Raw genomic sequence first — 14586 nt, 5'->3', positions numbered from 1 at the left:
CACTCCCGCGCGCTAGTGTCCGATATGGCGGGTCGACGGCCCGGACCCCGCCACTGTGTCGGGTTCGCGAGGAGGCAGCGGTGCCGCTCACCCTCCGGGACCTGTGCGAGGACCGCAGCCTCGGACTCCGCGCCGCGTGTCGTTCCGCAGATCTGGATCGGACCCTCGAATGGGTGCACGCCAGCGAGCTCGACGACCCCACCCCCTACCTCGACGGCGGCGAACTCCTGCTGACCATCGGGCTCGGTCCGCACTCCGGCACCGGCCCGCGCGAGTACGTCGCGAGGCTGGCCGCGCACGGCCTGGCCGGGCTCGGGTTCGGCACCGGCCTGGGCTACGACGAGATCCCCGCCGCCGTCGTCGAGGCCTGCGAGCGGGAGGGCCTGCCCCTGCTGGAGGTCCCGGAGCGGACCCCGTTCCTCGCCCTGACCAAGGCGCTGGCCGCCGCGCACGCCGCCGACCGGCACGCCGAGGTGATGCGCACCGAGGAGGCCCGCCGCGCGCTGACCGCGGCCGCGCTGCCCGACGGGATCTCCGCGGCCGGACCGGCCGGCGCGACGCGGCGCGACACCGGCGGGCCGGCGAAGGTGCTGGCCACCCTGGCCGAGCGGCTCGGCGGCTGGGCGCTGATCAGCGACGGCGACGACCGCGTCCGGCACGCCGCCCCGCGCTCCGCGGCCCGCCGCGCCGCCGGGCTCGCCGAGGAGATCGCGAAGGTGCGCGACCACCCGGGGCGCTCCAGCGCCTCGGTGGCCGACGGCGCCGGGCAGGTGGTGCTGCAGCCAGTGCGGCTGCTCGCGCCCGCGGTGCTGGTCGTCGGCCGCGACCGGCCCTTCACCCCGGTGGAGCACCAGTTGATCGGGTTCGCGGTGTCGGTGCTGAGCCTCGCGCACGCCCGCTCCGCCGCCGTCGGACGCGCGGAGCGGCGGCTGCGCACCGCGGTGCTGCGGACCCTGGTCACCGCGCCCGACTGCGGAGCCGAACAGGTCCTCGCCGACACCTGGGGGGCGCTGCCGCGGGGCCCGGTGGTCGTGGTGGCCTTCGGTGGGCGGCTGTCCGGGGCGCGGCGGGCGGCGCTGCTCGACGCGCTCGACCGGGCCGCGCCCGGTTTCCACGCCGAACTCGACGACCGCGTCGTCGCCGTGGCGTCCGACGAGGCGCCCGGCGCCGTGGACGCCGTGCTCGCGCCCGCCGCCCGGATGCGCGACGTCCGCGCCGGCGTCTCCGGCCCCGTCGCGCCGACCGAGCTCGGGCGTGCCCTGCACGAGGCGACGCGGGCGCTGGACACCGCGGACCGCCACGACCGCGCGGCCGTCCGGTTCCCCGACCTCGCCGCCGGCGGGCTCACCGCCCTCGTCGCCCCCGCCGAGGCCGCCGCGTTCGCCGAGTCGGTGCTCGCGCCGCTGCTGCGCCACGACGCCGAGCGCCGCGGCGACCTCGTCGACTCGCTGCGCGAATGGCTGGCCCACCACGGCCAGTGGGACCCGGCCGCCGCCCGGCTCGGGGTGCACCGGCACACCCTGCGCGCCCGCATCGCCAAGGCCGCGGCCCTGCTGGGGCGCGACCTGGACTCCCCGGGCGCCCGCGCAGAGCTGTGGTTCGCCCTGCACCTTCCGGGGTGACGGCTGCCAGACCGATGTTGCCGCTCCCCCCGGAACAACCCGTCGGTGGTGCCAGCCGATCCGCGGGCGTTGGGTCACGGCCTCGCCGGCTGCGAGGAGCCGGCGAGAGTAACGACGGAGGCCGAGGAGCCGATTCGCAGCCAGATCAGGTCGGCGAGGAGGTCGTGATGAGGCGCGCTGCGAGTACCGCCATCGCCCTGATCATGCTGCTGCTGATCGCCGGGTGCGGCGACGACGTTGCCGGCGCCGAAGCCACCGACATCAACCCGCCACCCGGCACGGCTTCGCCGACCCACACCGTCCTTCCCGTCGAGTCGTTCACGATGCCGGACGTGACGGGACTCAGCGGCTCGGCCGCGCAGGGTCGGCTGGCCTCCGAACTCGGGGCTCGGAACATCGAGTACGTGCCCGCGGCCGCATCCCGCGAGAGCCGAGTCGGGTCGCAACACCCGCCGGCCGGCACGTCGGTGCGGCAAACCGACCTGATCACCCTCACCCTGCGACCGGCGTCCGCCGCGCCGGATGCCGACGACGTCCTCAGCCCGGCCGCGCGGGAGGTCGCCCAGCAGATGTACCTCGACATGATGGGTGACAGCGGTTTCTCCCGTGGCGAGACCTTGGACCACGCGGCGGGCCAGTACGTCTGCTCGCTGTTCGATCGCGGCGAGCCCTGGCGCGAAGTCGTGCGCCGGCTCGTCGTCGACGAGGGCTACGAGGCCCGGGACGGTGGAGGGCTGATCGCCTACGCCGTCGCCCTGCTGTGTCCCGAGCACAGAGCCGAGTTGCCCCCGACCTAGGAAGCGGTCTCGCCGGACGCCCACCTCCACCTCGTCGACCCCGACCAACACACCGCCACGGAGTTGTCGGTGACGACGAACACAGTCGCGCCCATCGTTCATAGCCTGCTCGCCCATGAGCACCCTCGACGCGGTCCGGTCCTGGCTCGACGAGCGGGTCCCGCGGCTGCTGCGCGAGTACGACGTACCGGGGGCCGCGTGGGCCGTGCTGTCCGGTGGCGAGGTGGTCGACGGGGCCGCCGGGGTGCTCAGCAGGGCGACCGGGGTGGAGGCGACCGCGGACTCGGTGTTCCAGATCGGGTCGGTCACCAAGCTGTGGACGGCCTCGCTGGTCATGCAACTGGTGGACGAGGGCGTCATCGCGCTCGACGACCCGGTCCGGGTCCACCTGCCCGAGTTCCGGATCGCCGACGCCGACGCCGCCGCGCGGATCACCGTGCGGCACCTGCTCAGCCACACCGCCGGGTTCGAGGGCGACATCTTCACCGACACCGGGACGGGCGACGACTGCGTCGAGAAGCTGGTCGCGGCCCTGCGGGAGGTGCCGCAGCTGTTCGCGCCCGGTGCGCAGTTCTCCTACAACAACGCCGGCTACTGCGTGCTGGGCCGGCTCGTCGAGGTGCTGCGGGGCAAGCCCTTCGACACGTGCCTGCGCGAGCGCCTCATCGCCCCGCTGGGCCTCACCCACGCGGCGACGGGCGCGATCGAGGCGATCATGTTCCGGGCCGCGGTCGGGCACGTCGAGCCCGAGCCCGGCGCGGCGGTCGTCCCGGCGCCGGTGTGGGCGATGGCCCGGTCCAACGCGCCGGCCGGCTCGATGCTGGCGATGCGCCCGCGCGACCTCGTCGGGTTCGCGCGCATGCACCTCGACGACGGCCGCGCGCCCGACGGCGGCCAGGTGCTGGCGCCGGGGACGGCCGCCCGGATGCGGGCCCGCGAGGTCGACCTGCCCGACCTCGGCCTCATGGGGTCCTCGTGGGGGCTGGGGTTCGAGCGGTTCGACAACCCCGGCGGGGTGGTCGTCGGCCACGACGGCAACACCATCGGGCAGGCCGCCTTCCTGCGGATGGTGCCGGAGGCGGGCCTGGCGGTGGCGCTGCTGACCAACGGCGGCGACGCCATCTCCCTCTACCGCGACGTGGTCGGGCACGCCCTCGCCGCGCTCGGCGGCATCGCGCTGCCCGCGCTGCCGGCCCCGCCCGCGCAGCCGCCGCGGATCGACGCCGAGCGGTTCACCGGCACCTACTCGGCGGAGGTCTTCGACCTCACCGTCAGCCAGGACGCCGACGGCCGCATCTGGATCGACCAGGTGCCCAAGGGCGCGCTCGTGGAGATGGGCGGGCGGGTCGAGCGCACCGAACTGGTCGCCCACCGCGACGACGCGCTGATCCCCCTCCGGGCCGACCGCGGCATGCACATGCCGCACGTGTTCCTCGGTGACGACGGCACCGGTCACGCCCTCTACCTGCACCTCGGCCGCGCCATCCGGCGCGCAGGCGCCTGAACCGCCCCCACCGGAACGGATGACCCCATGAAGCTGTCCACCGCGGGCCGGTTCGGCCTGAGCGCCTGCCTGGTCGTCGCACTCGCCGGATGCTCCAGCGGGTCCTCCGCCGCGGGCGGGGGCGTCGTCGAGGGCGGCACCTTCACCCTCGGGCTGTCCTCGGACCCGGGCAACCTCGACCCGCAGATGGGTGCGGGCACCTCGCTGTTCACCGTCACCCAGTTCGCCTACGACCCGCTGGTCAGCGTCGACGGCGACACCGGCGAGATCAGGTCGGCGCTGGCGGAGAGCTGGCAGGTCGAGGGCACGACGGTGACGCTCACGCTCCACGAGGGCATCACCTGCTCGGACGGGACGCCGTTCACCGCCTCGGTCGCGGCCGACAACCTGGCGTTCGTCGGCGACCCGGAGAGCAAGAGCCCGTTCCTGGGGACCTTCTTCCCGCCGGGTGCCACGGCGCAGGCCGACGACGCCGCGCGCACCGTGACGATCACGCTGGCCTCGCCGTCACCGTTCGTGCTCAACGGGCTGGCGGGCCTGCCGATGGTCTGCCCCAGCGGCCTGGCCGACCGGTCCACCCTGCAGACCGCCACCGCGGGCACCGGGCCGTTCGCGCTCACGCAGGCCGCACCCGGCGACAGCTACACCTACACCAAGCGCCAGGGGTACGCGTGGGGCCCCGAGGGCGCCACGACCGCGGCCCCGGGGACGCCGGAGACCGTCGTGATGAAGGTCGTGGAGAACGAGACGACCGCGGCCAACCTGCTGCTGTCCGGCGGCCTGAACGCCGCCCAGGTCGCCGGGCCGGACTCCGAACGGCTCGCGGGGGCCGGGCTGTTCGTCGCCGAGACCCCGGCCATGGCCGGGGAGCAGTGGTACAACCACGCGCCCGGGCGGGTCACCGACGACCCCGCCGTCCGCATGGCGCTCACCCGGGCGCTCGACCTGGCCGAGCTGCAGAAGGTCGTCACCGCCGGGCGGGGCGTCCCGGCCACGACACTGGCCATGAACGCGCCGGTCGGGTGCCCCGGCGACTCGGTCTCCGGCGCGCTGCCCACCACCGACCCGGCCGCCGCGGGCGCGCTGCTCGACCAGGCGGGCTGGACGCTCGGCGCCGACGGCGTGCGCAGCAAGGCCGGGCGCCCGCTGTCGCTGGTCTTCCTCTACCAGAACAACCTCGGCAGCAGCGGCGACGCGGCCGCCGAGCTCGCGGTGCAGCAGTGGAAGGCGATCGGGGTGGCGGCCACCGCGCAGGCCCAGAACGAGACGACGCTGACCGGGACCATCTTCGGCGCGGGCGACTGGGACGTCGCCTGGGTCACGCTCAACGTCAGCACCCCCGACCAGCTCGTGCCGTTCCTGTCCGGGCCGCCGGCCCCCGACGGCACCAACTTCTCCGCCATCGCCGACCCCGCCTACGACGCCGCCGTGTCGGCCGCGTCAGCGCTGACCCCGGAGGAGGGCTGTGCCGCCTGGCTGGACGCCGAGGCCGGGCTCATCGCGAACGCCGACATCGTGCCGTTCGCGGCCGTCTCCGCGCGGACCTTCGGCAAGGGCGCGGAGTTCGCGACGCCGGGGCAGCTGGTCCCGACGAGCATCCGGATGACGGCGGACTAGCGCGCCATGACGGCCACCGTGAACGCCCCTCCCCCGCCGACGGATCGGCGCCGTGAGCCGAGCCCGTGGCTGCGGTTCGGCGCCCGCCGCGTCGGCCGGCTGCTGGTCTCGCTGTTCGTGCTGGTCACCGCGTCCTTCGCGATGATCCACCTGATCCCGGGCGACCCGGTCCGCGGCGCGCTCGGCCCCACCGCGCCCGCCGAGCTCGTCGCGGCCCGCCGCCAGGCGCTCGGGCTCGACGACCCGCTGCTCACCCAGTACCTGCGGTACCTGGAGGGGCTGTTCACCGGCGACCTGGGCACCTCGCTGTCGTCGCAGCTGCCCGTCTCGGGCATCGTCGCGCAACGGCTGCCGGCCACGCTGGAGCTGGCCGTGCTGGCGTTCCTCGCGGCCGTCGCCGTGGCGATCCCGCTGGGCGTGGCCATGGGCGTGCTGACCCGCCGCGGGCACGGGCGGCGCACCGAGCTCGCGTTCACCACCGGCAGCATCGTCGTGGCGACCGTCCCGGACTTCCTGATCGGGGTCGGGCTGGTCTCGGTGTTCGGGGTGGGGCTCGGCTGGCTGCCCGGCGCCGGCAACGACACCCCGGCGGCCTACGTGCTGCCGGTGATCGCCCTGGCCGTCGGGCCCGCGGCGATCCTCGCCCGCATCGTGCGGGTCGAGATGGTCGCCGTGCTGGAGGCCGACTACGTGCGCACCGCGCGCGCCAAGCGCCTCCCGGCGCGCACGGTGTACCTCGGCCACGCCCTCCCCAACGCCGTCACCGCGGCGCTGACGCTGGGCGGTCTGCTGCTGGGCTCGATGGTCGCCGGCACGGTGCTGGTCGAGAACGTCTTCGCCTGGCCCGGCCTGGGCAGCACGATCGTGCAGTCGATCCTCACCAAGGACTACCCGGTGGTGCAGGCGATCGTGCTGGTCTACGGCCTGGGCGTGCTGCTGGCCAACACCGCGGTCGACGTCGCGCTCGCCCTGCTCGACCCGCGCTCGACGATCCGGGAGGACTGAGCCGTGCCCCCCGCATCGACGCGGCGCTGGTCGCGGGTCGCCCGCACTCCCCTCGCCCTGGTCGCGATCGCCCTGCTGGTGGTCGTCGCGGCGCTGGCCGTGCTCGGGCCGGTGCTGTGGGGCGCGGACGCCGAGGCCGTCGACACCGGGAACATCCTGGCCGGCCCGTCCGCGCGGCACTGGGCCGGGACCGACAACCTCGGCCGCGACATCGCCGCGCGGGTGCTGGTCGCGTCGCGGCTGTCGGTCGTGCTGGCCCTGCTGGCCGTGGCGATCGCGGTGGTGGTCGGGCTGCTGCTCGGGACCGCGCCGTTCCTGCTCGGCAGGGGGCGGGCGGGTCGGCTCGTCACGGCCGCGGTCAACATCGCCGTCGCCTTCCCCGGGATGCTGCTGGCGCTGTTCTTCGCGGTGGTCTTCGGCGTCGGGGCGACGGGCGCGGTGATGGCCATCGGGCTCGCCGGGGCCCCGGGGTTCGCCCGCCTGGTGCAGACCCTGGTCAGCGGGGTCGCCGCCCGGGACTTCGTCGCGGCCGCGCGGGTCGCCGGGGTCGGCCGGGGCCGGATCCTGGTCCGCCACGTGCTGCCGAACATCGCCGAACCGCTCGTCGTGAACGCCACCATCGGCGCGGGCACCGCCCTGCTGTCCTTCGCCGGCCTGTCGTTCCTCGGTCTCGGTGTCCAGTCGCCGTCGTTCGACTGGGGCCGGCTGCTCTACGACGGCGCCTCCGCGCTCTACCTGAACCCGGCCGCGGCGCTCGTCCCCGGCGCGGCCGTGCTGCTGGCCGGTCTGGCGTTCAACCTGGTCGGCGAGTCGGTCGCCAAGGGCCTGGGGGTCGAGGGGCTGGGCATCGAGGGGCTGGGCGTTCCGGTGGGCAGCGGGCGGTGGGTCCTGCCCGGGCGCACGGCCGCGCCCGGCCCCGCCCACGCCGCGGCGGACGCCCCGGACCCCGCCGACGACGTCGTGCTCGGCGTCCGCGACCTCGCGGTGAGCTTCCGCGGGCCGTCCGGCCCCGTCCGCCCGGTCCGCGGGGTGAGCTTCGACGTCCACCGCGGCGAGTCCGTCGGCATCGTCGGCGAGTCGGGCTGCGGCAAGTCGCTGACCGCGCTGGCCGTCACCCGCCTGCTCGACGACGACGCCCGGCTCGAGGCGTCCCGGCTGCACCTGCTGGGCACCGACCTGCGCGCCCCGCAGGCGACGGCCGACCGCCGCAAGCTCGGCACCGAGCTGGCCGTGGTGTTCCAGGACCCGATGACCTCGCTCAACCCGGCCCGCCGCATCGGCGCCCAGCTGGCCGAGGTCGCCACCCACCACCAGGGGATGACCCGCCGCGAGGCGGCCGCCCGCGCGGTGGACCGGCTCGACGCGGTCCGCATCCCGGACCCGGGAGAGCGCGCCCGGCAGTACCCGCACGAGTTCTCCGGCGGCATGCGCCAGCGCGCGATGATCGGCATGGGGCTGATGGGCACCCCGGCGCTGATCGTCGCCGACGAGCCGACCACCGCGCTCGACGTCACCGTCCAGCGCCAGGTGCTCGACCTGCTCTCGGCCGTCCGGGACAGCGACGCCGTCGCGCTGCTGCTCATCAGTCACGACGTGGCGGTCGTCGGCGAGGTCTGCGACCGCGTCCTGGTGATGTACGCGGGGCGGATCGTCGAGGACCTGCCGGCCGCGGAACTGGCCACCGCCCGCCACCCCTACACCCGCGCGCTCGTCGACGCGGTGCCCGACATGGACACCGACCTGGACGAGCCCCTCGCCACCATCCCGGGCCGCCCCGTCGACCCGGCCGACGTGCCCGCCGGCTGCGCGTACGCCGCCCGGTGCCCGCTGGCCGACGCCCGCTGCCGGGCGCAGGACCCGGCGCTCGTGTCCGACCCGCACGCGCCCGCACGCCGGGTGGCCTGCTGGCACGCGGGGGAACCGCTGCCCGCCGAACGCGCCGTCGACCTGCTCGTGGAGTCACCGTGACCGAACTGCGCTTCGCGGACGTGACCGTCCGCTACGGCCGCACGACCGCCGTCGACGGGGTGAGCCTGCTGGTCCCCTCCGGCGAGATCGTCGGGTTGGTCGGCGAGTCGGGGTCGGGCAAGTCCACGCTCGCCCGGGCCGCCGTCGGGCTGGCCCCGCTCGGCGGCGGGCGGATCACCATGGACGGCGAGCCGGTGCCGCTCAGGGGTCGGCACCGGCCGCTGCAGATGGTCTTCCAGGACCCCTACTCCTCGCTCGACCCGCGTCGCACCGTCGGGGACAGCGTGGCCGAGGCGATGCCGCCCGGCGGTTCGCGCGCCGAGCGGCGGGTCGAGGTGCAGCGGCTGCTCGAGCTGGTGCACCTCGACCCGGCCCGCGCGGACGCCGTGCCGTCGCGGCTGTCGGGCGGGCAGCGCCAGCGCGTGGCGCTCGCCCGCGCGCTCGCCGCCCGCCCCCGCGCCGTCATCGCCGACGAGATCACCTCCGCGCTGGACGTCTCGGTCCAGGGGGCCGTGCTCAACCTGGTCCGCGAGCTGCGCCGCGAGCTGGGGCTGTCGATCCTGTTCATCTCGCACAACCTGGCGGTCGTCCGCTACGTCGCCTCGCGGGTCGTGGTCCTGCGCGGCGGCCGGGTCGTCGAGCAGGGCCCGACCGCCGAGGTGCTCACCGAACCCCGCCACGACTACACCCGCGAGTTGCTCGCCGCCGTCCCCGGACGGGGCGCACGAAGGAGCCGGACGTGACCCGACCCATGCGCATCGAGGACCTGACCGAGATCGCGGTCCCGTCCCGGCCCGCGGTGTCGCCCGACGGGTCCCGGGTCGTCTACGTGCTGCGGACCCTCGACGCCGACCGCGACCGCACCGTCGAGCAGCTGTGGCTGGTCCCGGCCGGCGGGGGCACCCCGCGCCGGCTCACCGCCGGACCCGAGGACACCGCCCCGGCGTGGTCGCCCGACGGCGGCCGGCTCGCCTTCCTGCGCGGCGGGCAGGTGGCGGTGCTCGACGTCGACGGCGGTGAGCCCGAGCAGCTGACGGACCTGCCGCTCGGGGCGGGCGAGCCGCGGTGGAGCCCGGACGGGCGCCGGCTGGCGTTCAGCGCGCCGGTGGATCCGACCGGGGGTGCGATCGGAGGCGCGACCGGCCCCATGGTCTCCGACGGGCTCGACTACCAGGCCGACGGCGCCGGGCTGCACGGTCGGGTCCGCCACCAGGTGCACCTGCTCGACGTCGCCGACCGCCGGCTGCGGGTGCTCACCGACGGGCGCGGCACCGGCGCCCCGGCCTGGTCGCCGGACGGCACCACGCTCGCCTTCACCGGCCCGGTCGGCGCGGACGCCGACCTGCGCCACCGCACCCCGGTCCAGCTCCTGACGGTCGACGGGCCGCACGCCCGGCCGCGGCCCGTCGCCTTCACCGACGGTGTGGCCGCCACCGCGGACTGGGCCCCCGACGGGTCGCTGCTGGTCACCGGCTGGTCGGGCGACCCGGCCGGGCACGCGCGGCTGTTCCGGCTCGGTGTCGACAGCTGGGAGGTCACCGACCTGACCGGCGGCCTCGACCGCAACGTCATGCCCGGCGGCGTCGGCTACCCGGGCGGGACGCCGCGGGAGGTCGACGGGCGGGTGTGGTTCTGCCTGCGCGAGCACGGCTGCACACACCTGTGGTCGGTCCGGACCGACGGCGGCGACCCGCGCCCGGTGCTCGACGGCGCGGGGCGGGTGGTGTCGGACCTGTCGGTCGCCGCCGGTCGCGCCGCCGTCGTGCTGACCACGCCGGAGTCGTTCGGCGAGGTCGCGGTCGTCGACCTGGCCACCGGCGCGGTCGCTGTGCGCACCGAGCACGGCGCCGCGGTGGCCGACCGCGAGCTGCTCCCCCGCGCCGAGCGCTGGTTCACGATCTCCGACGGCACCCGGGTGCAGGCCTGGCTCATGCACGACCCCGCCCGGACCGGGCCTCGGCCGGTGCTGCTCGACGTGCACGGCGGCCCGCACAACGCCTGGAACGCGGCCGCCGACGAGGTCCACCTCTACCACCAGGAGCTGGTCCGCCGGGGCTGGGCGGTGCTGCTGGTCAACCCCCGCGGCAGCGACGGCTACGGCGAGGCGTTCTTCGACGGGGTCCGCGACGCGTGGGGTGTCGCGGACTCGGCCGACCTCCTCGAACCGCTCGACGAGCTCGTCGCCGAGGGCGTCGCCGACCCGGACCGGCTCGCGGTCGCGGGCTACAGCTACGGCGGCTTCATGGCCTGCTGGCTGACCGGCCACGACACCCGGTTCGCCGCCGCCGTCGCCGGTGGGCCGGTCAGCGACCTGGTCAGCATGGGCGGCACCAGCGACGACTGCCACCTGATCAGCGCGTACGAGCTCGGCGGGGCGCCGTGGCAGGAGCCGGAGCGCTACGCGGCGATGTCGCCGCTGAGCCGCGTCGGCGACGTCCGCACGCCGACGCTGGTCCTGCAGGGCGGCGCCGACCTGCGGTGCCCGCTCGGCCAGGCCCAGCAGTGGCACACCGCGCTGCGCGAGCGGGGCGTGCCGACCCGGCTGGTCGTCTACCCGGACGCCCCGCACGCGTTCATCCTGACCGGCCGGCCCTCGCAGCGCCTCGATGTCAACCACCGGATCCTGGACTGGCTGGAGCAGCACACCGTGCGCGCCGGGCGACCCCGCGTCGACAGCGCCGAGTCGAGAGCGCACTGGCAGCGGCGCCTGGCCCGGCTCGCCGAGCGGCACGGCGTGCCCGGCGCGCAGCTGGGCGTGCTGCGCCTCGGGACCGACGGCCGCGACGACGAGCTGGTCGAGGCCGTCCACGGCGTCCTGCACGTCGGCACCGGGGCGCCGGTCAGCGCCGACGCGCTGTTCCAGATCGGCTCGATCACCAAGGTGTGGACGGCGACCGTGGTGATGATGCTGGTCGAGGAGGGCCTGCTCGGGCTGGACACCCCCGTCGTCGAGGTGCTGCCCGAGCTGCGCCTGGCCGACCCCGACGCCACCAAGGCGGTCACCACCCGCCAGCTGCTCACCCACACCAGCGGCATCGACGGCGACATCTTCACCGACACCGGCCGCGGCGACGACTGCCTGCGCCGCTACGTCGAACTGCTCGCCGAGAGCACCCAGAACCACCCGGTGGGCGCGACCTGGTCGTACTGCAACGCCGGCTACGTCCTGCTCGGCCGGATGATCGAGGAGGTCACCGGGCTGAGCTGGGACCGGGCCGTACGCGAGCGGCTGTTCACCCCGCTCGGGCTCGCCCGCACGGTGACGCTGCCCGAGGAGGCCCTGCTGCACGCCGTCGCCGTCGGCCACGACGAGCGCGACGGCGGGCCGGTGCCGGTGCCGGCGTGGTCGCTGCCGCGGGCGCTCGGGCCGGCCGGGCTGGTCACCGGCACGGCCGCGGACGTGCTGGCCTTCGCCCGGCTGCACCTGACCGGCGGACTGGCCGCCGACGGCACCCGGCTGCTGTCGGCCACCGGCGTGCACGACATGGCCGCCCACCACGCCGACCTGCCCGACAAGCACATCCTGGGCGACTCCTGGGGGCTGGGCTGGATCCGGTTCGACTGGGACGGCCACCGGCTCATCGGCCACGACGGCACCACGCTCGGGCAGCAGGCATTCCTGCGGGTGCTGCCCGAGCAGGGGCTGGCCGTCGTGCTGCTGACCAACGGCGGCCACGGCCGCGACCTCTACCAGGACCTCTACCGGGAGGTCTTCGCCGAGGTCGCCGAGGTCGCGATGGCGGAGCCGTTCGCTCCGCCCGAGCACCCCGCGCCGGTGGACGTGGCGCCGTTCGTCGGCGTCTACGAGCGGGCCGGTGTGCGGATGGAGGTCGAGGACGGCCCGGACGGCCCGCTGCTGCGCACCACCGTCACCGGCCCCCTGGCCGACCTGGTGCCCGACCCGGTCGACGAGCACCCGCTGGTCCCGGTCGGTCCGGCGCTGTTCGCCGTCCGGCCGCCGCAGGCGCAGACCTGGGCGCCGGTGACCTTCTACGAGCTGCCCACCGGGGAGCGGTACCTGCACCACGGCGTGCGGGCGACACCGAGGACGCGCTGATGCCGGGCCGGACCGTCGAGATCGCTCTGGAGCTGGACGGGGCCATGCGGGCCGCGGACACCGCCGCCCGCGGGGCGGGGGTGTCGGTGCGCGAGCTGACCGAGCTGGCCGACCTCGACCGCACCGTCGAGCTGCTCTGCGCGATCTGGGGGCGCTCGGCGAACCCGCCGATGACCGTCGAACTGCTCCGCGCGTTCACCAAGGCGGGCAACTACGTGGCCGGCGCCTTCGCCGACGGCGTGCTGGTCGGGGCCTGCGTCGGCTTCTTCCACGCGCCGTCCGAGGACGCGCTGCACAGCCACATCGCCGGCGTCGCGCCCGCCGCGACCAACCGCCGCATCGGCTTCGCGCTCAAGCTGCACCAGCGGGCCTGGGCGATGGCCCGCGGCGTCGGCGAGATCGCCTGGACCTTCGACCCCCTGGTGGCCCGCAACGCGCACTTCAACCTGGTGAAGCTGGCCGCGCGGCCGGCCGAGTACCTGCCGAACTTCTACGGCCCGCTCGGCGACGCGATCAACGGCGACGAGGACTCCGACCGGCTGCTGGTGCGCTGGCGGCTGCGCGACCCCGACGTGGTCCTGGCCTGCTCCGGGGACGGCCCGGCCCGCTCCCGGCTCGACGGCGCCGTGCCGGCGCTGGGCACCGCCGACGACGGCGGACCGCGTCCGGGGAGCCTCGACGGCCCGACGTCGCTGGTCGCGGTACCCCCCGACGTCGAACGGCTGCGACTCGTCGACCCGCAGGCGGCGCGGCGCTGGCGGACGGCCGTGCGCGAGGCGCTCGCCGCACTGGCGGGGCGCGGCGGGCGGATCGACGGGTTCGACCGCGCGGGCGGCTACGTCGTGCGGGGCCACCGGTGAGCGAGCTCGCGAGCGGGGGATCGACGCCGCGCCCGCGCCGCATCGAGCTGCGCCGCATCCGCCTGCCGCTGGTCGCGCCGTTCCGGACCTCCTTCGGCACCCAGCGGACCCGCGACGTGCTGCTCATCCGCGTCGTCACCGACGCCGCGGAGGGTTGGGGCGAGTGCGTGGCGCTGGCCGACCCGTCGTACTCCAGCGAGTACGTCGACGCGGCCGCGGACGTGCTGCGCCGCCACCTCGTCCCGGCGCTGCTGGCGGCGGGACCGGTGCCGGCGCACGCGGTCGCGCACGTGCTGGCGCCGGTCAAGGGCCACCGGATGGCGAAGGCGGCGCTGGAGACCGCGGTGCTCGACGCCGAGCTGCGCGCCGAGGGCCGCTCCTTCGGCCGCGAGCTGGGCGCGGTGCACCGGCGCGTCCCGTGCGGCGTCTCGGTCGGGATCATGGACAGCGTCCCCGAGCTCCTCGACGCCGTCGGCGGGTTCCTCGACGAGGGCTACGCCCGGATCAAGCTGAAGATCGAGCCCGGCTGGGACGTCGAGCCGGTCCGGGCCGTGCGCGAGCGCTTCGGCGACGAGGTGCTGCTGCAGGTCGACGCGAACACCGCCTACACGCTGGCCGACGCACGCCACCTGGCCCGGCTGGACCCCTTCGACCTGCTGCTGGTCGAGCAACCCCTCGCCGAGGACGACGTGCTCGGCCACGCCGACCTCGCCGCGCTGATCCGCACCCCGATCTGCCTGGACGAGTCCATCGGGTCGGCCCGCGACGCCGCGGCGGCGATCCGGCTGGGCGCCTGCCGCATCGTCAACGTCAAGCCGGGCCGGGTCGGGGGCTACCTGGAGGCCCGGCGCATCCACGACGTCTGCGCCGCGCACGGCGTGCCGGTGTGGTGCGGCGGGATGCTGGAGACCGGGCTGGGCCGGGCCGCCAACGTCGCCCTCGCCGCCCTGCCCGGGTTCACGCTGCCCGGCGACACGTCGGCGTCCGGGCGGTACTACGCCGCCGACATCACCGAGCCGTTCGTGCTCGACGACGGCCACCTCGACGTGCCGACCGGTCCCGGGCTCGGCGTGGCGCCCGTGCCGGACCGGCTCGCCGAGGTCACCACGGCGGCCGAGTGGCTCGCCGGCTGAGGTCGGCGGCCGAGCCGACGACC

The 14586-nt window shown here is 75.9% G+C and carries 9 protein-coding genes and 1 pseudogene; all 10 read left to right on the top strand.

The window, feature by feature from the left end:
- The first annotated feature begins 80 nt into the window (after positions 1-80).
- Positions 81-1622, top strand: coding sequence for a PucR family transcriptional regulator (locus KIK08_RS03870; RefSeq protein WP_214401575.1), 1542 nt, complete (start codon positions 81-83; stop codon positions 1620-1622).
- Between the two features lie 203 nt (positions 1623-1825).
- Positions 1826-2419, top strand: a complete 594-nt coding sequence (locus tag KIK08_RS03865; RefSeq protein ID WP_214401574.1) for a DUF732 domain-containing protein — start codon at positions 1826-1828, stop codon at positions 2417-2419.
- Positions 2420-2534: 115 nt separating this feature from the next.
- On the top strand, positions 2535-3923 hold the full coding sequence (locus tag KIK08_RS03860) for a serine hydrolase domain-containing protein (protein ID WP_214401573.1): 1389 nt from the start codon (positions 2535-2537) through the stop codon (positions 3921-3923).
- 27 nt (positions 3924-3950) lie between these two features.
- Positions 3951-5540 carry an ABC transporter substrate-binding protein gene (locus tag KIK08_RS03855; RefSeq protein ID WP_214401572.1) on the top strand — a complete coding sequence of 530 codons (1590 nt, stop codon included), beginning with the start codon at positions 3951-3953 and terminating at the stop codon, positions 5538-5540.
- Positions 5541-5546: 6 nt separating this feature from the next.
- Positions 5547-6545 (top strand): ABC transporter permease, encoded by a 999-nt coding sequence (locus KIK08_RS03850; protein WP_214401571.1) that lies wholly within the window; start codon positions 5547-5549, stop codon positions 6543-6545.
- A gap of 3 nt (positions 6546-6548) precedes the next feature.
- Positions 6549-8513: a dipeptide/oligopeptide/nickel ABC transporter permease/ATP-binding protein gene (locus tag KIK08_RS03845; protein WP_214401570.1), complete on the top strand. Its 1965-nt coding sequence runs from the start codon at positions 6549-6551 to the stop codon at positions 8511-8513.
- Positions 8510-9226 (top strand): annotated as a pseudogene (locus KIK08_RS03840) (ABC transporter ATP-binding protein); the annotation flags it as partial. The gene KIK08_RS03845 and the pseudogene KIK08_RS03840, both read left to right, overlap by 4 nt.
- 26 nt (positions 9227-9252) lie before the next feature.
- Entirely contained in the window at positions 9253-12570 is a 3318-nt protein-coding gene (locus KIK08_RS03835; RefSeq protein ID WP_214401568.1) for a serine hydrolase, read from the top strand.
- A complete protein-coding gene (locus KIK08_RS03830) occupies positions 12570-13430 on the top strand; it encodes a GNAT family N-acetyltransferase (RefSeq protein WP_214401567.1) in 861 nt (286 codons plus the stop codon). The genes KIK08_RS03835 and KIK08_RS03830 overlap by 1 nt, the downstream gene beginning before the upstream one ends.
- Positions 13427-14563 carry an o-succinylbenzoate synthase gene (gene menC / locus KIK08_RS03825; protein WP_408004637.1) on the top strand — a complete coding sequence of 379 codons (1137 nt, stop codon included), beginning with the start codon at positions 13427-13429 and terminating at the stop codon, positions 14561-14563. Before KIK08_RS03830 ends, menC begins: the two co-directional genes overlap by 4 nt.
- Positions 14564-14586: the final 23 nt, after the last annotated feature.

The organism is Pseudonocardia lacus (assembly GCF_018531445.1).
Lineage (GTDB): Bacteria > Actinomycetota > Actinomycetes > Mycobacteriales > Pseudonocardiaceae > Pseudonocardia > Pseudonocardia lacus.
This window is presented reverse-complemented; position numbering and strand designations above follow the sequence as displayed.

Coding starts and splice junctions, on each gene's coding strand:
- KIK08_RS03865 (WP_214401574.1), top strand. CDS start 1,826: ATGCTGCTGCTGATCGCCGGGTGCGGCGACGACGTTGCCGGCGCCGAA.
- KIK08_RS03860 (WP_214401573.1), top strand. CDS start 2,535: ATGAGCACCCTCGACGCGGTCCGGTCCTGGCTCGACGAGCGGGTCCCG.
- KIK08_RS03855 (WP_214401572.1), top strand. CDS start 3,951: ATGAAGCTGTCCACCGCGGGCCGGTTCGGCCTGAGCGCCTGCCTGGTC.
- KIK08_RS03850 (WP_214401571.1), top strand. CDS start 5,547: ATGACGGCCACCGTGAACGCCCCTCCCCCGCCGACGGATCGGCGCCGT.
- KIK08_RS03830 (WP_214401567.1), top strand. CDS start 12,570: ATGCCGGGCCGGACCGTCGAGATCGCTCTGGAGCTGGACGGGGCCATG.